The 18650-nt window shown below is 70.6% G+C and carries 19 protein-coding genes; 1 reads left to right on the top strand and 18 read right to left on the bottom strand.

Annotation, left to right across the window (positions count from 1 at the left end; translation table 11 throughout):
• Positions 1–7: 7 nt before the first annotated feature.
• Genes ACOQPP_RS00505 through alr form a run of 4 tightly spaced genes read right to left on the bottom strand, consistent with a single transcriptional unit; the run spans position 8 to position 4048 of the window.
• The gene (locus ACOQPP_RS00505; protein ID WP_420635613.1) at positions 8–1183 is read right to left on the bottom strand and encodes a hypothetical protein; all 1176 of its coding nucleotides are present in this window, start codon (positions 1181–1183) and stop codon (positions 8–10) included.
• Positions 1183–2436 carry a hypothetical protein gene (locus tag ACOQPP_RS00500; RefSeq protein WP_419167112.1) on the bottom strand — a complete coding sequence of 418 codons (1254 nt, stop codon included), beginning with the start codon at positions 2434–2436 and terminating at the stop codon, positions 1183–1185. The genes ACOQPP_RS00505 and ACOQPP_RS00500 overlap by 1 nt, the downstream gene beginning before the upstream one ends.
• Entirely contained in the window at positions 2433–2879 is a 447-nt protein-coding gene (cdd, locus tag ACOQPP_RS00495; RefSeq protein ID WP_419167111.1) for a cytidine deaminase, read from the bottom strand. The genes ACOQPP_RS00500 and cdd overlap by 4 nt, the downstream gene beginning before the upstream one ends.
• Positions 2876–4048 carry an alanine racemase gene (alr, locus tag ACOQPP_RS00490; protein WP_419167110.1) on the bottom strand — a complete coding sequence of 391 codons (1173 nt, stop codon included), beginning with the start codon at positions 4046–4048 and terminating at the stop codon, positions 2876–2878. Before alr ends, cdd begins: the two co-directional genes overlap by 4 nt.
• Positions 4049–4134: 86 nt before the next feature.
• Between alr and mazG the strand changes: the two genes are divergently transcribed.
• Entirely contained in the window at positions 4135–5016 is an 882-nt protein-coding gene (gene mazG / locus ACOQPP_RS00485) for a nucleoside triphosphate pyrophosphohydrolase (protein WP_420635612.1), read from the top strand.
• A gap of 9 nt (positions 5017–5025) precedes the next feature.
• On the opposite strand, the gene ACOQPP_RS00480 is transcribed toward mazG, so the two are convergent.
• From ACOQPP_RS00480 to ACOQPP_RS00415, 14 genes are all read right to left on the bottom strand, one after another.
• Positions 5026–5664: a gamma-glutamylcyclotransferase family protein gene (locus ACOQPP_RS00480; protein WP_420635611.1), complete on the bottom strand. Its 639-nt coding sequence runs from the start codon at positions 5662–5664 to the stop codon at positions 5026–5028.
• Complete coding sequence (locus ACOQPP_RS00475) at positions 5661–6623, bottom strand: alpha/beta fold hydrolase (protein ID WP_420635610.1); 963 nt, start codon at positions 6621–6623, stop codon at positions 5661–5663. The genes ACOQPP_RS00480 and ACOQPP_RS00475 overlap by 4 nt, the downstream gene beginning before the upstream one ends.
• Before the next feature lie 10 nt (positions 6624–6633).
• Positions 6634–7083 carry an MOSC domain-containing protein gene (locus ACOQPP_RS00470; RefSeq protein WP_419167106.1) on the bottom strand — a complete coding sequence of 150 codons (450 nt, stop codon included), beginning with the start codon at positions 7081–7083 and terminating at the stop codon, positions 6634–6636.
• The gene (locus ACOQPP_RS00465) at positions 7076–7762 is read right to left on the bottom strand and encodes a hypothetical protein (protein WP_419167105.1); all 687 of its coding nucleotides are present in this window, start codon (positions 7760–7762) and stop codon (positions 7076–7078) included. Before ACOQPP_RS00465 ends, ACOQPP_RS00470 begins: the two co-directional genes overlap by 8 nt.
• A gap of 75 nt (positions 7763–7837) precedes the next feature.
• The gene (locus ACOQPP_RS00460) at positions 7838–8677 is read right to left on the bottom strand and encodes a metallophosphoesterase (RefSeq protein ID WP_419167104.1); all 840 of its coding nucleotides are present in this window, start codon (positions 8675–8677) and stop codon (positions 7838–7840) included.
• A gap of 35 nt (positions 8678–8712) precedes the next feature.
• Positions 8713–11514 carry a M14 family zinc carboxypeptidase gene (locus ACOQPP_RS00455; RefSeq protein ID WP_420635609.1) on the bottom strand — a complete coding sequence of 934 codons (2802 nt, stop codon included), beginning with the start codon at positions 11512–11514 and terminating at the stop codon, positions 8713–8715.
• Complete coding sequence (locus tag ACOQPP_RS00450) at positions 11511–13316, bottom strand: DUF885 domain-containing protein (RefSeq protein WP_420635608.1); 1806 nt, start codon at positions 13314–13316, stop codon at positions 11511–11513. The genes ACOQPP_RS00455 and ACOQPP_RS00450 overlap by 4 nt, the downstream gene beginning before the upstream one ends.
• 1 nt (position 13317) lies before the next feature.
• On the bottom strand, positions 13318–13932 hold the full coding sequence (locus ACOQPP_RS00445; protein WP_419167101.1) for a hypothetical protein: 615 nt from the start codon (positions 13930–13932) through the stop codon (positions 13318–13320).
• 3 nt (positions 13933–13935) lie between these two features.
• Positions 13936–14559 carry a hypothetical protein gene (locus ACOQPP_RS00440; RefSeq protein ID WP_420635607.1) on the bottom strand — a complete coding sequence of 208 codons (624 nt, stop codon included), beginning with the start codon at positions 14557–14559 and terminating at the stop codon, positions 13936–13938.
• A 31-nt stretch (positions 14560–14590) separates the two neighbouring features.
• On the bottom strand, positions 14591–15355 hold the full coding sequence (locus ACOQPP_RS00435) for a type II toxin-antitoxin system VapC family toxin (protein ID WP_420635606.1): 765 nt from the start codon (positions 15353–15355) through the stop codon (positions 14591–14593).
• Between the two features lie 78 nt (positions 15356–15433).
• The gene (locus ACOQPP_RS00430) at positions 15434–15670 is read right to left on the bottom strand and encodes a FitA-like ribbon-helix-helix domain-containing protein (RefSeq protein ID WP_420635605.1); all 237 of its coding nucleotides are present in this window, start codon (positions 15668–15670) and stop codon (positions 15434–15436) included.
• A gap of 120 nt (positions 15671–15790) precedes the next feature.
• Positions 15791–16741 carry a threonine ammonia-lyase gene (locus tag ACOQPP_RS00425; protein ID WP_419167099.1) on the bottom strand — a complete coding sequence of 317 codons (951 nt, stop codon included), beginning with the start codon at positions 16739–16741 and terminating at the stop codon, positions 15791–15793.
• A complete protein-coding gene (locus ACOQPP_RS00420) occupies positions 16738–17922 on the bottom strand; it encodes a trans-sulfuration enzyme family protein (RefSeq protein WP_419167098.1) in 1185 nt (394 codons plus the stop codon). Before ACOQPP_RS00420 ends, ACOQPP_RS00425 begins: the two co-directional genes overlap by 4 nt.
• Positions 17923–18052: 130 nt before the next feature.
• The gene (locus tag ACOQPP_RS00415; protein WP_419167097.1) at positions 18053–18526 is read right to left on the bottom strand and encodes a YybH family protein; all 474 of its coding nucleotides are present in this window, start codon (positions 18524–18526) and stop codon (positions 18053–18055) included.
• Positions 18527–18650 lie beyond the last annotated feature (124 nt).

Below are 18650 nucleotides of genomic sequence, written 5' to 3'. Positions count from 1 at the left end.
GTGGACGCTAGCGTTGCCGCAGGGAGAAGGACAGCGTCACCCGCCGGAAGCTCTCGGCGATTCCCAGCGCCGCCACGTCGCCGCGCGAACCGGTTTCAAAGGCGCAGTCGAACACGGCGAGCCCCTCCTGGAATTCCCATCCGAAGCCGCCGGTGAACGCCCGTTCGTCCAGAGCTTCCGGACCCGGACTGAAGGGAAGGCCCGTTCGGCGGGCCCCGATTCGCACCGGCAGCCGCCCGCCCAGGAGCGACATCCCGCCGTACTCGATCCCGCCGCCCAGCCATGCGACATCGTGCGAGGTGAACTCCGAGCCGGGGCCCCCGGCGAACGGCTCGACCGCCGACCACCACGTCCGTCCGGCTCCGGCCGTGACCAGGATTTCGCTCGTCACGCGCACGCTTCCCCCGAGTTCGAGCGACGCGGGCAGGTCGAACTCCGCGTCCGGACGATCGGAGCCCTCGACGGTCGCGTACAGCGTCCCGCCCTGCCCGTACCCCGCCCCGACGACCACCCGGTCGGACACCCGGACGGACCCGCCCGCCTTGAAGCGCCACGCACGCCAGGACAGCTCCCGGGCCCCCGCGATGTCCAGGAGCGCGGGGGCGCCGCCGGTCGGATCAGCGAACCCGCGGAAGAACGACTGCCGCAGCGCCCCCGTCAGCCGCTGCGCCGCGATCCCGACCCCGAACGGCCCCACCTGGCGCGCGAGGGAAAGGTCGATGCTGCTGATCCCGCCGTTGTGCTCCCGCGTCTCCTCGTACGGGACCGCGCCGTCGTGCAGTCGCAGCGTATCCTGGAAGATGTTCGACCAGTCCTGGTCCAACTCGCCGCCGAAGGCGATGCCGACCGCCCAGCCGTTGAACGGCACCAGCGCGCGAATCGTGGTGAAGCGCTCCCGGCCCGTGTCGACGGACGTCCCATCACCCTCTACCGTGACGCCCTCGCCCGAGAGCGACAGCGAGAATCCCGGCTCCTCGTGGAGAAGGAGGTCGGCCGGGTTCCCGAGCGTGAACGATCCGCCGAGCAGCCCCGTGCCGGACCCGCCGAGGGCCGCCGCCCGGCCGTCCACCGGGGCGACCGGATAGCCGAGGCCGATCGACGTGAGCGGCGCCTGCGCCGCGAGCGGCGGCGCCAGGAGCGCGGCAAGCACGAGGCAGGTCCCGAACCGGCGTGCGCCGCGCATCACGGCACGCCGAACTTCGGGGCGGCGCTGAACACGAGCCGGAGCCGCGGCTGGAACTCCGGCGGCGATTCGGCAGAGCCGAACTCCCAGTAGCCCAGCACCTGGGCGTCCGGGTCCCCGCGAAAACCGATCCGGATGCGGTCTTCCGAGCCGGCCACGGCCCGCGCCACGAGGAAGGTGAGATTCATCCGGACCGGTTCCCCGCTGGCCAGGAGGTCCGGGTGGAGCCGCGTCCCCTGCAGATCTGCGCCGCCGATCGGCGTCTTCGCGCCCCGCTCGAAGGGGTCGCCGAGCAGGCTGACCCTTCGCGCCTCGATCGCCCGTTCGGCGGCATGGACCTCGGGAGCGGCGAGTGGATACAGGATGACCTCGGCCTGGCTGATCGTGACCCCTTCGAGCGACGTCCCGCCGAGGCTCTCCGGCGGGGCGAACTCGAAGTAGATCCGCGACGCGGGGAGCCCCCCGATGCGCAGTTCGGAGCCCGTCGGCGGTAGCGGCGGATCGAGGATGAAGGTGCGCTCGTCCCACTGCTGCACCTGGGGAACGGGGAGCTGCCGTCCGACGAGCGTCGGATCATACCGGAGGACGATCCGGCTGACCCGGAGGCTCGTCTCCGGACCCTCCACCACGAGGGCGAATCCGTTTCCTCCGTCCTCGTCCTGCCACGCCTTCATCAGCGAGTCCTCCGCCACGGCGACCGACATGAGGAGGGTGTCGGAGACCGCCTCCAGCACGCCCGACGCGATCTCGACGCCCAGATCGCCGCCCGGCTCCTCCCAGGGCACACCCGTCGAGGCCCGCCGCCAGGTCGCGGAGTCCGGATCGAAACGCTGCTCCAGAGCGAGCAGCCGCAGCGTCAGCGGAAAGCCGCCGAACTCGGAGCTGACGGTGTCGATCCGCACGAGCAGTTCCACTTCCTCGAAGGTGGCGACCGGCAGCGTGTCGCCCAGCGTACGGATGGTGTCCGGAACGTTGAAGCGGGCGAACGCGCGACTCGCCACGAGCGGCCCGTTCGACACGGAGACGAACGGCGCGTTCGAGGGCAGCGCGAAGCCGGTCACGGTCGTGTCCCGCCACGTCCCCAGCTCCGCCACGGAAACCGTCACATCCCTCGTCTGCGTGCCCGCCCCCGGGACCTCGCCGGGACCGAGCGAGAGCGGGTCCTCCGTACACGCGGCGAGCACGGCGAGCGTCCCGAGCGCCACGATCCCGAGCCGGAGCGCCGCGGCGAATCGACCGGGCGAAGGGTTCACGAAGGGGACCCCGGCGCAAGACCGAGCTGCCGCGGGCCGAAGTGGGCCGGCAGGAGGTCCCGCAGCCGCCAGGTCGTCGCCACCCCGTTCCCGCCCACGCTCATGACCTCGAGTTCCAGGCCGAACTCGGCGAGCGCCTGGCGGCACATACCGCACGGCGACGCCGGGACCGCTCCGCCGGACGCCACCACGATGCGGGCGAAGGACCGGGCTCCCGAGACGACCGCGTGGCCCAGCGCGACCCGTTCCGCGCACGTCCCGACCGGATAGGAGGCGCACTCGACATTGCACCCCACGAACACTCGCCCGTCCGCGGCCTCGAGGGCGGCCCCGACCGCGAAACGCGAATACGGGGCGTGCGCTCGCTCGCGGGCAGACCTCGCTTCGGCGGCGAGATCTTCCCACGAGAGCGTGACTCCATCCTGCGCGCGCGTCTCCGTCATCGGCTCCCTTCAGCGGCGTGGTCCGGCCCGCCCACGTAGCAGCGGGGCAGGCGGCGACCGATCGCCGTCAGCACTTCATACTCGATCGTACCGGCGGTGTCGGCGACCTCCGCCAGGGTGATCTCCTCCGTCGCGTCCCGGCCCAGCAGCGTGACCACGTCGGACGGTTCGACACCCGACACCTCAGAAACGTCTACCGAGGTCACATCCATGCAGACCCCGCCCCGGATCGGCACCCGGACCCCGCGGACGAGCGCTCGCCCGCGGTTCGAGAGACGCCACGCCAGACCGTCGGCGTAACCGATCCCGAGCGTGGCGAGGCGTTCGGCGCCGCTCGTGGTGTACTTCGCTCCGTAGCTGACGGTCGATCCCGGCGCCAGGTCACGGACCTCCAGCACCCGGGCGCGTACCCGCGCGACGCCTTCCGGATCCGCCGGCGCCCCGGCGATCCCCGTCCCCCGTCTTCCGCCGTACAGGTAGATCCCCGCTCTGACGAGATCCAGATGATACTGCCGATCCCCCATCGCCGCATCGCTGTTGGCCGCGTGCAGGAGAGGGATGTCGACGCCCGCCGCCTCGAGGCGCGTGACCGCGGCCCGGAGGCGCGCCAGTTGCCCGCGCGTGACCGCGGCGTCCGTCCCCGCGGAATGGAAGTGCGTGTAGACGCTGGCGAGCGAGACCCCGCCCCCGGAGAGGACGGACGCGACCTCGGGCGCCCAGTCGGCGGCCGCGGCCGCGGGAAGCCCCGCTCGCCCCATTCCGGTGTCGACTTCCAGATGCACCGCGATCCGTCCCGCCTCCGCCCGCGCCCGGGCCGCGAGTCTCCGGAGCGAGTCGAGGCTGAGCGCCGCGCCGTCGAGTCCCGCCTCGAGGAGTTCGGAAGCCTCGGCGGCGGCCGAGGGCGCGAACACGACGATCCGTCGCTCGATCCCGCCGCGCCGGAGTTCGGCTCCCTCTCGCGGGGTGGCGACCCCGAAGGCGTACGGTTCCAGCGGGTCCAGCGTGCGGGCGACCACGATCGCACCCAGACCGTAGGCGTCGGCCTTGACCATGGGCACGAGGCGGGCGGGCGCCACGTGATCGGCCACGCGCTCCGCGTTGCGCGTCAGCCCGGCCAGATCGACCTCCAGCCAGGCTCGGCACGCGGGGTCTGCGGGACTGCGGGTCAAGGGGCGCCTGCGAGATCGGGGAATCGCTCGTCGAACTGGAGTTGCCACCCTATCGAGCCTAGCTTCCCCGCGCCATGAACCGTGCCATGAACGCAGAACCTGTCGATACCGATGCCGAACGCCTGCATGCGGAGCGGGCGCGCGAGGGAGACGAAGCCCTGGGCCGCGCCCTCGCGCTCGTTCGCTTCCTCCGCGTGCACTGTCCCTGGGACGCGAAGCAGACCCCGGAGACGCTGCGCCCCTACCTCCTCGAGGAGGCCCACGAAGTCGCCGACGCGATCCGGAGCCACGACGACGAGGGCCTCGCGGGCGAACTCGGCGATCTGCTCCTCAACGTGGCCTTCCAGATCGTCCTCGCCGAGGAGCGCGGCGCCTTCGGGGCCGGCGGCGTCGTCGAGGCGCTCGAGGCGAAGATGGAAGCGCGGCACCCGCACGTGTACGGCGATGCCGAGGCGCCGCCGGACTGGGAGTCGCTGAAGGCCGCGGAGCGCCAGGCCAGGACCGAGGCGAGGGGCGGGCCGGAATCCGCGGCGTCGGCGGGGACGGACCCCTTCGCCGGGGTCTCCGCGGGGCTGGATCCGCTCAGCCGTGCCGCGCGGGTTCAGGAGCGGATGGCGGCGCTCGGCTTCGACTGGCCCGACCTGGCGGGGCCCCTGGAGAAGGTGCGGGAGGAGGCGGCCGAACTCGAGCGCGCCGCCCGTACGTCGGACGCCCGCCCGCGGCCGCGCCGCATCGGAGAGGCGGGGGCCCGCGTCGTCGACGAGGTCGGGGACCTCCTGTTCGCGGTCGTGAACGCGTCCCGGCTCGCCGGAGCCCATCCCGCCAACGCCCTCCTGGGCGCGATCGAGAAGTTCGAGCGCCGCTGCCGGCGCATGATCGAGGTCGCGGAGGCGCGCGGCATCGCGTGGCGGGGCGCCGACCTCGAAACGCTGGACGCGGTGTGGGACGAGATCAAGGCCGAGGAGTAACGCGCACCCTCAATCCAGGCGACCGATCCACTCGTAGATGTTGCATACGACCCGGCCCGACTCCGTTTCGACCGGGATGAGAATCCTGCGGTAGGACGCTCCCTCGAACGCATCCAGCCGCCCCCAGGCCTCGGGCAGCGCGAGACTCTCGAACACCTTCACGGCCACGCGAGCGCCCGAAGCCCGGGGCACGAAGCCGGGATAGCCCTGCCGCGCCGCCCACCCTCGGTCGATGAGCGTGCCTTCGACCGTCCCCGGGACCCATCTCCCCACCAGCGTCGCCACGTGATGCTGGTTGTCTTCCCCGGGAAGAAGCGATCCGTACGCCGCGAGGCGCCGCTCCGGGTGGTCGAGGAGTTCTTGCATGAGCCGGTCGAGGACCGGCTCGAGATAGCGGCGCAGTTCCGTCACGGCGTCCCCCGCGCCTTCCCCGCTCAGGAGGGCCTCGAGTTCGGCGAGGGAGGCCGCGCCCACCGGATCGCGATCCCCCCCCGGCAGCGTCGCCACGAGTTTCTCGAATCCCTCGAGGAGGCCGCCCACGCGGGCCGGACTGTACACCGGCTCCCGTCGCGCGGCGTTGATGCGGGAGAGCGCGTCGAGCAGCCGGGCCGGATCGTCTGCCGGACCGGGCTCGTCGCCCGAAGTCACGGACCGCCCTCCCCCCGTGCGCCCAGAAAGTCCCGGATCGCCGGCCAGAACCGCGCCGGCTGCTCGATGAAGGGGAAGTGCCCCGAGCCCGCGATGCGCGCGAGACGGCTGTCCGGCAGGGCCTCGTTCATCGCCTCCACCATCTCGACCGGGATCGGGTCCTCGGCGCCGTGCACGATGAGCACGGGGACGGCGACATCCCCGAGACGGTCCCAGAAGTCGAGCCCCCGCAGCGGCGCCATGAGGAGCGCCGCGACCTGTTGGCCCCGGCGCGCCGTCCGCTCGTGGAGAGAGAGGCGCAGCAGGCTGTCCGCCACGCCCGCGTCGGCGAAGGTGCCGCGGAAGACGTGGAAGAAGATCCGGTTCATGGCCGCCGTGTCCCGGGCCGCGAACGCCGGCGTCCGCCGGATCGAATCGAGCGCCGCCACATCCCCCGAATCCCGCCGCGCGAACTGGTTCCCGTCCGTCTGATCCCGGAAGCGGCTGCCCGGCTCCACGGGCGAGACGAGGATGAGGCCCGTGAGCCGCTCCGGCCGCTCGAGCGCATACAGGAGCGCGGGGATCGCGCCCCAGGAATGCGCGAGCAGCGTGAACTGCTCCTCTCCCGCGACGCGCTCCCGGATGCGGTCGATGTCCGTCAGGTAGCGCTCCATGGAGATGCTCGTCGCGTCGAGCACCGCGTTCGAGGCGCCGAGCCCTCGCTGGTCGTAGAAGATGACCTGGTGCGTCTCGGCCAGCGGTCCCAGCCAGGGGCGGAGATATGAGTGGTCGAGCCCCGGGGCCCCGTTCACGACGACGACCGGGTCCCCGAGGCCGACCTTCTGATAGAAGAGTTCCGCCTGGTAGACCGAGAGCGACCCGGCCAGGGTGGGCGGCCCCGACGCCGGAGCCGGGGGTTCACACCCCGCGGCGAGGGCGGAGAGCGAGAGGACCCCCGCCGCCGTCCGCGATCTCCTCACGGCCCGGCCGTCAGGATTCCCAGGCCACCGCATCGCCGAGCGCGAGCGGCCCGCCCTCGAGCACCATGCCGTAGGCGCCGCCGCGCCAGTCCGGCGCCAGCGCCGCCTTCAGCCCCGCGGCCGCGTCCTCCATGCGCTCGCAGGGGAGCGTCTCGCCGCGGATCCTGATGCGGCAGCCCGAGATCCGCAGGACCCGGTCCGCCGTGTCGCAGAAATCGACGCCCCGGACCAGCAGGTTGGCCCGGCGGGCATCCGGGCTCACCTCGACGCCGACCTCGCGCGTCGCGACCTCCCAGGCGCCCGCATCGAGCAGCGTCACCTGCCGATAGCCGCCGCGGTCGGCGTTGCCCTCCAGCCCCTCCCCCGCCACGAGAGTAGCCTCCGACACCGGCCGCATCGGACCGAGTTTCTCCGACTTGAGCCAGATCGCCTCCAGCCGCGCCCCGCCGGACTCAGCCATCATTCACCTCCACGGGGGTCACCTCCAGAGCGGAGATATGCAGATTGAGGCCGTGGTTCACCCGCAGGCCCACGACGCCGTCCACATGCTGCCCGTCGCGACCCATCCGAAACACCTCCTGATCGTTCACGCCGAAGATCAGATCGTCCCCCGCCGCCTCGACGTAGAGGACGTTCTTCGCCGTCGCCGCGCCATCGCCGCGCGCCGCCCAGGTCACGACCGCATCGTGCTTCGTCCACGGGAGCAGCGTGGATGTCTCCCCGCCATCCCGGCGCTTCACGATCACGCTCCCGTCCTGGCGGAGGAGGAGGTAGGTGTAGGCCTGGCCGTCGCCCTCGAGGTCGGTGCCCCCGAAGAAGACGCCGAACCCCTCGTTCCGCCCCTCCGGGTCGAACAGGAACACGGTGGACTCGACGCGAAAGTCTCCGCTCGCCGTCGTCCCGGGATGGTAGAAGATGCCCGCCGGCCCCGTCGTGATGTGCCAGCCGGGCGGCATCTCCCGCACCGCGTCCATTCCATCGCCCCCGTGGTCCGCACGGGCGAGCCAACCCTCCGGCGGCGGAAGCTGGTCTTCCTGCGCGGCGGCGGCGAGCGGCATGACCAGACCCGGGACAACCAGAAACCAGCTCGCGCGCGCGAGTCGCATCGCCCGGACGCGCAGTTTCGGGACAGACCGCATGTTCGGCATGACTCCGGTTTCAGGGAATCGGCGCCCATCGCGGCGGCGGCATGATCGTCTTCGGCGGGATGATAGTCACTCCGGCGGCGACTCGCAGGATTCGCAGCGCGCGAGCCTCAGCGAGACCACCTCGGGCGGCACCAGGAAGCGGACGCCGAGCCGGCTCGTCCCCACTCCCGTGGTCACGAACAGGTGCCGTCCGTCCTCGACCACGTGACCCGCCGCGTAACGGGCGCCGAAGCGGGAGGGGGTGATCCCGGGACCCACGAAGGGGATGATGACCTGGCCGCCGTGCGTGTGTCCGGCGAGCGTCAGCGAGACACGCGCCGGCACCTCGGGGAAGAGATCCGGGTTATGCGTGAACAGGATCACCGGCTCGCCGGCGCCCGCGCCCTCGAGCGCGTCGTCTATCGAGGGATGACCCGTCCAGTAGTCGGCCACGCCCGCGATCCAGGTGTCGTGCCCCCGCACGCGCACGCGCTGCCCCCGGTTGTCGAGCACCGTGATCCCGACGCCGGTCAGCGCCTCCTCCACCCGCCCGGCCGACAGCCACCGATCATGGTTCCCGAGCACCGCGAACACGCCGTAGCGCGCGTCCAGCGCGGCGAGGTCCTCGGCGATCTCCTCGGGCGGGACGAAGCCGCCCCCGAGCACGTTGTCGATCGTCAGGTCCCCCGCGATGAGCACCAGATCCGGAAGAGTCTCGTTCACGCGCCGGACCACGCGCCGGAGCTTCTCGCGGCCGTTTCTGGGAGATCCGACGTGCAGGTCGGCGATGAGCGCGATGCGCGTCTCCTCGCCCTCCGGCCACCCCGGCACCTCAAGCTCGATCTCGTTCAGGACGAGCCGTCCGGGTTCCCACCAGAAGGCCCACGCGGCGAGCACCGCCGCGGTCGCGAGGAGGAAGAGGAGCATCCAGCCCGTCCAGCCGGGTCGGAATCGCCGGGCCGCTATGGTCCGCCGTCCCCGGGCTCGCCCTCGCGCTCCGTCTCGCGCTCCGTCTCGCGCTCCGTCTCGTCCTCGGTCTCCTTGGGGGCGGTCCAGAACTCCGCCGACTCCGGCGCGGCGGCGGCGAGTTCGCGGCCGTAGAGCGCCGCGTTGAAGAGGATGCGGAAGTTCCCGAACGGCTGTCCGCGCCACTGCGGCCGCATGCCGAGCAGCACAACGCGTCCGTCCCCATGCGCCACGTCGACCGCCGCCGCGTAGCCCGCGAGATGTTCGGCTCCCAGCAGGTATCCCGACAGCAGCGGCGAACCCTCCACCTCGTATTTCGCCATCACCCGCCCCTCGAACCCTTCCTCGGTCGTGAACACCGGACTCTGTCCGGCGACGACGGACGCCCGCTCCGGCATCCCCGACATCACGGGGTGCGACGGGTCGACGATCATCTCGAGGATCGAGCCGCTCTGGAAGTAGTCCTGCCGGCTCAGCCCGGCGACGACGTTGCGCACGGGCAGGTGCAGTTCCTCGATGGCGAACAGCGCACTCCGGTTGAGCGTCACGAGCGTGCCCCCGCCCCGCACGAAGGCGTCCAGTTCCCGTACGCCCCCGGGACCGAGGCCGCCGGCGTAACGCGGCGGCACGGAGCCCTTCGCGAACCCGTTGAGGATCTGCCCCTGCGAGAGGTCCGCCACGATGATCACGTCATAGCGGTCGGAAAGGTCACCCGCGAGGACATCCGCGTTGCGGAGGCTGGCGAAATCGAACCCGTAGCGCTCGAGCACCCAGCGCGTCCACCCCTCATCCATGCTGGCGTTCCAGGGGCGATAGAGGCCGATCCTCGGGGCGCGCAGGCTCGTGCCCCCACCGCCGCGCGTCGCCTGGAGTCCGAGATCGCGGACGACCCCCGCCTCGCTCGGGAACCCCGAGATCGCGTACCGGCCTCCGGTCCCCGGCTCCTCGTCCGCTCCCGCCGCACCGGGCAGGTACGAGACCCGGGCCCCGGCCGCCCACGCCCGGTTGATCGCCTTGAAGGCGTTGTTCTGGGCCGGGTCGACGACGAGCGCCGATCCCCCGCCCGTGATCCGCCCCGCCGGCGGCAGGATCGCCGCCGCCACGCGGTGCGAGTCGAACCCGACCCCGATCGGCGAATCGAAGGGCGACGCGTCCTCCACCTCCGCGTCCCACGCGAGCGCCTCCCCCGACAGCGGCAGCAGCGCCTCCCGCAGCTGCGGGCCGAGCGGCGCGGCGGCCTCGATCACGCGCACGCCCATCTGCAGCGGCAGCGTCCACCCCGACACGTCGTACGGCTGGTCGGGCGGACCCTCCGGGTACTCGCGCAGATCCGGATAGTCCTGGATGACGAACAACTGGCGCACGAAGTGGGCGAACTCCTGGTCCATGCGGATGACCCACGTCCCCGCCGGATGGTCCAAACCCTGGTGGCTCGCCGCCCGCTCAAGCTGGTCGATCTCGATCCCGTTGAAGGCGAGCCGGCGCAGCAACTCCACCGCCGCAACCGGATCGCGCTGATCCTGCGGCACGAAGTACGCGTAGGGCGGCCCCCCTTCGTACTGCGCGATGATGTCCCGGCCCGCCTGGTAGCGGTTGTAGAGGAGGTCCGTCCGGTACTTCGCCGCCACGTCGAGCACCGAGATCGACGCCGTGAGCATGTAGTCGACGGCGTCGCGCAGCCGCCACCACCCGCCCTCCCACGGACTGGAGTAGAGCGACTCCGGCCGCAGGTCCCGCTCCGAGGGCGGGAAGTCCCCGATCGTGTAGAACCCCGGCGTCGCGTACCGGTACAGCGCCGTCTCGGTGAGGAACGACACGACGTTGTGGAAGTTGTGCGCGTGGTCCATGAACCCCGGATACCAGTTGTCGAACCCGGTGCCCATGTGAGTCGCGCCGCGCTGGCCCCGCTCCTCGAGCGCCTGCGACATCGCCATCCCGATCAGGTTCACCATGCGCCACATGAGCGGATGCACGTGCGGCGAGATCGGCTCGGCGAAGGGCGGGATCCAGATCCGGGTCGGGAAGGGCGAACTCTGGTGGTGGTTGTAGAGGATGTGCGGCTCCCACTCGCGCGCCACGCGGGTCGTGTACCGGGACTCGATCTGGTTGATCATGTAGCCGTCCCGGTTGTTGTCGTGCCCGATGTATTTCTGGTAGAGGAAGGGGGCGGACGCGACCTCGTACGGCGTGCCCACGTTCGAGTGGTACCAGTCCGCGATCATCGTCTGGCCGTCCGGGTTGATCGAGGGCCAGAGGAGGAGGATGACGTCGTCGAGGATGGCGGCGATCTCGGGGTCCGCGTCGCCCGTCACCAGGTCGTACGCGAGCTGGATCGTATGCTGCGCGTGCGCCACCTCCGATGCGTGCAGCCCGCCGTCGATCCAGACCAGCGCCCTCCCTTCGGCGGCAAGGCGCTGCGCTTCCCCGTCGGTCAGGCCGCGGGGATGCGCGAGCCGCTGTGCGATCTCCCGGTGGCGATCCAGGTTCGCGAGGTTCTCCGCGCTCGAGATCAGCGCCAGGTAGACCGGCCGCCCGAACGACGAACGCCCCACCTCGCGCAGCTCCAGACGGTCGGTCGCAGCGGCCAGCCTCTCGAAGTACTCGATCGATGTCTCGTACGTCGCGAGCCGGAAATCCGCCCCGACGGCGTGCCCCAGCACCGAACCCGGCGTCGGCACCGAACCCGGCGTCTGGGCCTCGGCCCGGCCGGCCCCGACCCCGGTCACGAGCGCGAGGGCGCCGGCCACCGCCAGCGCCCGTGTCGTCGGCGTCCGTGTCTTCATCGTCCGCGTCGTCATCTCCCGCCTCCCTCCGCGTCGATCCAGGCGTCGACCTGCCCCTCAAGCACGACCATCGGCACGGACCCGTTCCGGAGCACGACATCGTGGAAGCCCCGGATGTCGAACCCGTCGCCGAGCGCGTCCTCGGCCCGGGCCCGCAACTCGAGCAGCTTGCGCTTCCCCATCTGATAGGCGAGCGCCTGCCCCGGCAGGTCCGTGGAATAGCGCAGGGATTCCGTTGCGATCCGGGTCTCCGATTCGAGCGTGTTCTCGCGCATGAACTGGCGCGCCTCCTCTCGGGTCGTGCCGAAGTAGTTCATCCCCGGATCCACGACGAGCCGGGTCGCGAGGAAGCTCTCCAGGATGTAGAAGCCGTACTCGCTGTAGAGGTCCTCGTACACGCCCGCCTCGAACCCGAGGAAGGAGGCGTAGGAGCCCCACCCCTCCGCGTAGGCCGTGTAGGAGGTGTTGCGCCGGTAGTCCGGCAGCGTCTCGCTCTCCCGCTGACCCGCGATCTGGAAGTGGTGCCCGGAAATCAGCTCGTGCAGCGAGATCGACGCGAGCCCGAGCCAGCTCCGTTGGTCCAGGTTCGAGCCGTTGTAGTAGTAGATGCCGGTCGGTTCGGCCGCCGTGGGGGCGGAGTAGTAGCCGTACGCCATCGCCGGCTCGAGTTCGGGCGCCAGCCGCCTCGCATCCCACGGGGCTTCGGGGACGCCGAAAAAGTAGCCGTCGATGCGCTCGAGCATACGGGTGGATGCGGCCAGCAGTCGGTCGCGCACCTCCTCGTGGGAGGTCGGGAAGTAGCGGGGGTCCGTCTTCAGGTGCTCGTGGAACGACTCGGCGCTCCCCTCCGACCCGAGGCGATCGCGAATGTCCGCCATGCGGCGGCGGAACTCGGCCAGCAGTTCATGCCCCGCCGCCTGCGCCTCTGCCGGCGTCACTTCCATCGTCGTGTGGAGGCGGGTCAGATAGAGGTAGTAGTCGCGGCCTTCGGGATACTGCGAGAGGCCGACCCCGGCCGGCGCGCGCGCCGTGTACGGCCCCTCGAGGAAGGCGGCGAGTTCCTCGAGCGCGGGGTTGATGGAGTCGCGCACGATCTCGCCGATGCGGGCCCTCGCTTCCGCCACGCGGTCGGGATCCAGTCCGGCGGCGCGATCCGCGGGCAGCGCGAAGGGGCCGCCCTCGGCCTCCCCCGCCGTGGCGCGCACGAGCTGGATGACGGGCGCCAGGTTCTGGCTCGAGACGATGAAGTCGCGCTCGAACTGTCCCCGCACGTAGCCCTCGAGGTCGCGCACGTGGGACGGGACCTGCTCGACGAGCGACACGAAGCGGTCGAGGTCCTCCTCATCCTCCAGCGGGAGGAGGGGGAAGATCTGGCTGTAGCTGCGGAGGACGCTCGAATAGGGGGTGAGCACGCTCCGGAGCCAGAAGTACCGGTGTCCCTCGACGGCTATCTCCGCCTGCCAGCGGACGGTCTCCAGCGTGACGCGCTCCTCGGCCGACAGGGCCGCACCGTCGATGGCCAGGGCACGATCCAGCTGCCGCTGGAAGAAGGCCGCCCGGTCCTCCGCCTCCTCGTAGCCGAGGTTGGGGAGCCGCTCCACATCGAGCCCCTCGCGCAGGCGGATGATGGGGCTCGTCTCGAGATCGCGGGCCCAGGCGGAGTCGAGCAGGGCCCCCAGAAGCGCGGGCGCCCGTTCGGCGGCGGCCGCGCCGGGCGGTATCCCTTCACCCGCCGGATCGTCGGCCGGGGCGCCGCACGCCGCCGCCCAGACGGTCAGCCCGATCCAGAGCCCGACAGACCTGCGAAGAAGGGGCACTTCAGCGACCTACGGCGTCGATGGGGGCCCCGTCTTCCGGATCCTCGTCGCGGGGTCCGAACTGGACGAGCAGTGCGCCGATGATCGAGGTAAGGATCCAGACGATAAACAACGGTCCGATGAACTCCTCCGGACGAAAGAGGTCGGTGGCCAGGCCTCCCATCGTCGCCCCGAACCAGACGGCGAAGTTCTGGAGCTGGAAGTCAAGCTGGCGACCACGTCTCATGCTCTGCACCGCCCGCAGCATGAGATAGATGACCGTGCCGCCCAAGCCCAGCGCCGCCCCGGTCTCCGCGTGCGTCATGAGAAAGCCGCCGGCGACTCCGACGGCCCCACCCACAGCGATGCGCACGGGAGAAGGCGAGTGCGATTTGGCGACGCGAACCGCAGGAACCGCTGGTGGTCCGGACTCGGGGGCGGGGGACGGGACGGGCATCTCCTCCGCGACGAATTCCGCGATCGCCGTTCTCGTCGCGCGGGCATCGATCCCCGCCTCGGCCGCGATGCGCTCCAACTCGTCGATGCTCAGCGTGTCGCCCCGGGCGTCGATCTCGGCCGCGCGCTGGAGAATGAGGGAGACCTGCGAGGTGGTGAGCTTCATCGGTGCGTCATTCATGCGTCATCGCCCTCCGGACTCGATCTGTGGGACGTCTTCCTCCGTCGTCTCTTCCCGGGGCCCGAAGCGGACGAGGAGTCCGCCGACGATCGAGGTGAGGATCCAGCCGAGCAAGGTCAACATTAACCCTTCGAACCCATGCGCGGCCGAGACTATCAGCGTCGCCATGAACCAGAGGGTGAAGTTCTGGAGCTGGAAGTCGAGCTGGCTGCCGCGCTTCATGCCCTGCACGGCACGCAGTATGAGGTAGATGACCGTGGCGCCGGATCCCACGATGGCGCTCCCTAATGAAAGCGCGAAGAGGAACCCGAAGGCCAGCCCGACCGCTCCGCCCGTGAGGATACGCCCGGGAGAGGGAGATGCCGGGTTGCCGTCGCGAGCCGTGGTGACGGCCGGAGGTCGGGGCTCGGGGGTGGGGACGGGGGCGGGCATCTCCTCCGCGATCAATTCCGCGATCGCCGTTCGCGTCGCCCGCGGATCGATCCCCGCCTCGGCCGCGATGCGCTCCAACTCCTCGACGCTCAGCGAGTCGCCTCGGGCGTCGATCTCGGCCGCTCGCTTCAGGACGAGCGAGACCTGGGAGGCGGTGAGCTTCATCGGGGGACCGGATACGGGCGGGTCGGTCATGCGTCTCGCCCTCCGCTGCTGTTGTCCGCCACTACGTCGGTTCCTGCCCGGCCACCCGCGCCTGGCCGGCGCGCCAGTGCGCACCCAGATACGCGATGTAGTGAACGCTCAACTGGTCCACCATACGGATTGCGTGATCGAGGAGCCTCCGCCGCGTCATCCGTTCGTCCCTTCCGAGCCAGCCGAGGACCAGCAGATCCACGCGCTCCTCGTGCTCCAGAGTCCGAATCAGCCGCAGACAGCCTCCGGTACGTAGGCGATGTCCGGACGAAGGTTCTCGACCATCCCGCCGTGTTCCGGCGTGATGATCCGAACCCCTGCGGTCGATTCCCCTGCGAAGGTGTCCTCCAGAAGGCTTTTTTCCGTCGCTGCAAGACGGGTCCCACGCCTGGATCAGTTCGCCGACGCTTTCCGGGCTAATGATCAGCCGAACGCCGGCGGCTTCGATCGCGGCCATCCCGTCCCCGTCTTCGAGGGTAACGGCCGTCACGGAGGGGGCCCATCGCGGTACGATCTCTGCCAGTCGGCGATCCGCCGTGACGAGGATCGAGTCCGTCTGCTTTGCGCATGCGATGTAGAAGCAGTCGTACACCGAGTGTCCGGCTTGAACGGCGATCATGGTCGCATCCCGCACCAGTTCCGCGCCGGGGTGAAGAACCAGGAACCTCCGACAGTCTGGAGATCTCGTGAATGAAGGATTCAATTGAACGAACCTCTCCGCGACGGCTCTTCTTCCAGACCACGTTGGCGCACTCGGGCAACACGAGGTCCGGTGCGTGCCGCTCGATCCGGGCACCCGCCACCTTCAGTGCTTCGTGGCGTCCTTCCTCCGCCACAAACCACTTCACGGCGACGCTGGCGTCGACCGTGACTCTCACCGAACGCGGTCTTCCCTGACCAGAGCGGTACTGTCGCTCTGCCTGGCGTCGACCGTCGTCGCCGCCAAGGCATCGGCCCGTGCGAAGAACTCGGCCGCGCGGCGAGGTCTCGACACTTCTCGCTTGAGCACGTGACGGACTTCGCCCTCGAGGGAACGTTCGTTTTCCCTCGCCTGCGCCTTCAGCCGGGCGATTACCGTGTCGTCCAGGTTCCGTATCGTCAGGCTTCCCATCCTGGTCTCCCGCCTCTGGATCTCAGTGACGCTATCAGAGCGACGCTATCATAGTGACGCTATCATAATGAGCGCATACCGCATGCGCGAGCACTCAGGCGTCACGTCTCTCGACCTGATTCAGGGCACTCCACCCTCGAGGATGGTCACCAGGCTGGACGGATCCAGATTCCCCCCCGACACGATGCAGACAATTTTGTCCCCCCTGACGGCGCCCGACAGGGCCGCCGCGACCGAGGAAGCGCCGGCGCCCTCGGCCACGACGCGGTTGCGGGTCGCGAGCCGCCGGACCGCGCGGGCGGTGTCCGCGAGCGTGATCTCGACCGATCCGGCGAGGAGATCCTCGGCCAGTTCCCACATGGTCGGCTCGACGTGCGGTCCCCCGATACCGTCCACGAAGGACGGCGTATACGGGATCGAGACGGCCCGGCCCGCGCGCAGCGATTCCGCGAACGGGGCCTGGCCGACGACCTCCGAGGCGTACACGGGAACATCGGGTGCGAGGGCGCGCAGGCCGGCCGCGATGCCGCACGCCAGCCCGCCGCCCCCGAACGGCACGATGACGGCGTCCACGTTCGGGAGGTCCTCCATCAGCTCCAGCGCGATCGTGCCGTTGCCCGCCATCACGTCGCGGTCCATGAACGCGTGCACGAAGCGCCCCGTCATCCCCTCGAAGCGCTGCGTGCGGAAGACCTCGAACCACGAGGCGACCGAGGTCTTCACCGCCGTGGCGCCGAGCCGGGCGATCGCGTCCAGCTTGAGTCGCGGCGCCGTCTCCGGCACGACGACCGAGCACGGGACGCCCAGCCGCCGGGCGTTCCAGGCGACGCCCTGCGCCATGTTGCCCGCACTCGCCGTCCACACGCCCGCCGCCAACTCCTCGGGCGGAATCAGGCCGATCGCGTTCGCCGCGCCACGGATCTTGAACGAACCGATCGGCTGCAGGTTCTCCAGCTTGAGCCAGATCTCGGGCCCCTCGTCGACGCCGAGGCGGACGAGCGGGGAGCGGAGCGCGGCCACGTAGACCCGCTCGCGCGCCGCCTCGATTTCCGGCAGGCCGGGGGACTTCACGCGGTGAGACCCGCGACCGCAAGTGGCAGGCTCGCCAGTGCCGCGGTGAGGTCAGCGGCCAGATCCTCCGTGCCCTCCAGTCCGGTGGAGAAGCGGATGAGAGCGTCCCTGATGCCGGCCTTGGCCCGCTCCTCGGCGGACATGCCCGCGTGGATGGCGGCGGCGGGCCGCACGACGAGCGACTCCGGGCCGCCGAGACTGGCCGCGACCGTCGGGATCGTCAACGCGGCTATGAAGGCCTCGGCCGCGTCGACCCCGCCCGCGAGTTCAAACGACATCATCCCGCCGAAGCCGTCGAACAGGCGCGCGGCACGCCCGTGCTGGGCGTGGCTCTCCAGCCCCGGATAGTGCACGACCGACACCGCGGGGTGGGCTTCGAGCAGCGAGGCCAGCCGCCCGGCCGACGCGTTCTGCTCACGGACCCGCACGCTCAGCGTCTTGAGACCCCGCTCGAGCAGGAACGCCGCGTGCGGGTCGAGCGCCCCGCCCAGGTGGTCGTGCATGACCTTCACGCGGCGCACCAGTTCGGCCCGGCCGGCCACGCTCCCGGCCACGATGTCGCTGTGTCCGTTCATGTACTTCGTGCAGCTCTCGAGCACGAGATCGAAGCCGATTTCGGCGGGCCTGAAGTTGACCGGACTCGCGAACGTGTTGTCGATCATCGTCACCAGCCCGTGCTCGCGCGCGAAGGCCACCACCGCCTCGAGATCCGCGACCTGCACGAGCGGATTCGTGAGCGTCTCCACGTACATCGCCCGCGTGGTTGGCCTCAACTGCGCGGCCCAACTCGACGGGTCCTGCGGATCGATCACCGTATGCGTAACCCCGAACCGCGGCAGGTCCTGCTGGAGGAAGCTGGCCGTGCCGCCGTACAGCGTGTCCTGCACGAGCGCGTGATCCCCCGCCGACAGAACGGTGAGCAGCGACCCCGAGATCGCCGCCATCCCGCTGGCGAGGACGAGTGCCGCCTCCGTCCCTTCGAGTGTGGCGATACGCGCTCCCAGCACGCGATGGTTCGGCGTCGTGCTGAGCCGAATGTACCCGATGTCGTGATAGTCCTCGCCGCGAAGCACATAGTTGGCCGTCTGGTAGATCGGCGTGACGATGGCCCCCTCGGGCCGCGGCTCCTGCTGCCCCGCGTGTACGGCGTCCGTGGAGGGCGCCCTTCCCGTCTTCTTCATCGCGTCCGTATCTCCCGCAGAGTTGTCAGTGCGCCCAGCCGGCTTCGCGTCGCGAAACGCCCGTCTTTACTGGGTTCCTCGGTCAGGGACGTTCCCGCGGGACGTTGCTTCGCCCGATCGAACGCTTGCGCTAATCCCACATCACCCGGTGGATGCGCCAGCCATCCGCGGTCTGCTTCCACACCTCGAGGAACTTTCCGCTCAGCTCGGTGCCATCGGGACCTCGCACGCGGTACGTCCCGTTCGCGAACGCCAGGCTTCCGTCCACCTCGACATCGTCGATCGTGAACCGGGCCTCGAGGAGGGGGGCGGAGCCTTCGAGCGCGCGGCCGATCGCCTCGTGCCCCCTTACCGCCGCAGCGCCGGACGGCAGCCGCACAGCGTTCGGTGTGAACACTTCCGCTACCGCCGCTTCCGGCGTGCCCGCGATCAGCGAGGCCTCCCAGCGGCGGGTCACGGCCTCGATCTCCGCCCGCACCGCGGCCGCATCGGCCGACGGTCCCGCCTCGCCGGACCCTCCCGCCTCGCCCGCGCCGGATCCCCCACCGCACGCCGCCGCGAAAAAGCCAGCCGCCGCCACGAGCCACCGGAACCTGTTGTTCATGCGCCCTTGTTCATGCGCCCTATTGTATCGGCGGCGGAATGGGACGGCGACGCATGCCGCTTTCCCCGTCGGGGACGCGGACGTAGGATGGCGGCGCGCGCCGCAGGAACGACCCGCCGCGCCG

The sequence above is a fragment of the Candidatus Palauibacter sp. genome (assembly GCF_965222475.1).
GTDB lineage: Bacteria > Gemmatimonadota > Gemmatimonadetes > Palauibacterales > Palauibacteraceae > Palauibacter.
The sequence above is the reverse complement of the archived record's forward strand: the minus strand, read 5'-3'. Positions and strand labels throughout refer to the sequence as shown.

What these genes read in the sequence shown, in the direction of transcription:
- cdd (WP_419167111.1), bottom strand. Translation starts at nt 2,879, where the DNA reads ATGACGGAGACGCGCGCGCAGGATGGAGTCACGCTCTCGTGGGAAGAT.
- mazG (WP_420635612.1), top strand. Translation starts at nt 4,135, where the DNA reads ATGAACGCAGAACCTGTCGATACCGATGCCGAACGCCTGCATGCGGAG.
- ACOQPP_RS00460 (WP_419167104.1), bottom strand. Translation starts at nt 8,677, where the DNA reads ATGCTCCTCTTCCTCCTCGCGACCGCGGCGGTGCTCGCCGCGTGGGCC.
- ACOQPP_RS00455 (WP_420635609.1), bottom strand. Translation starts at nt 11,514, where the DNA reads ATGACGACGCGGACGATGAAGACACGGACGCCGACGACACGGGCGCTG.
- ACOQPP_RS00445 (WP_419167101.1), bottom strand. Translation starts at nt 13,932, where the DNA reads ATGAATGACGCACCGATGAAGCTCACCACCTCGCAGGTCTCCCTCATT.
- ACOQPP_RS00430 (WP_420635605.1), bottom strand. Translation starts at nt 15,670, where the DNA reads ATGGGAAGCCTGACGATACGGAACCTGGACGACACGGTAATCGCCCGG.
- ACOQPP_RS00415 (WP_419167097.1), bottom strand. Translation starts at nt 18,526, where the DNA reads ATGAACAACAGGTTCCGGTGGCTCGTGGCGGCGGCTGGCTTTTTCGCG.
- ACOQPP_RS00465 (WP_419167105.1), bottom strand. Translation starts at nt 7,762, where the DNA reads ATGCGGTCTGTCCCGAAACTGCGCGTCCGGGCGATGCGACTCGCGCGC.
- ACOQPP_RS00440 (WP_420635607.1), bottom strand. Translation starts at nt 14,559, where the DNA reads ATGACCGACCCGCCCGTATCCGGTCCCCCGATGAAGCTCACCGCCTCC.
- ACOQPP_RS00420 (WP_419167098.1), bottom strand. Translation starts at nt 17,922, where the DNA reads ATGAAGAAGACGGGAAGGGCGCCCTCCACGGACGCCGTACACGCGGGG.
- ACOQPP_RS00470 (WP_419167106.1), bottom strand. Translation starts at nt 7,083, where the DNA reads ATGGCTGAGTCCGGCGGGGCGCGGCTGGAGGCGATCTGGCTCAAGTCG.
- ACOQPP_RS00505 (WP_420635613.1), bottom strand. Translation starts at nt 1,183, where the DNA reads ATGCGCGGCGCACGCCGGTTCGGGACCTGCCTCGTGCTTGCCGCGCTC.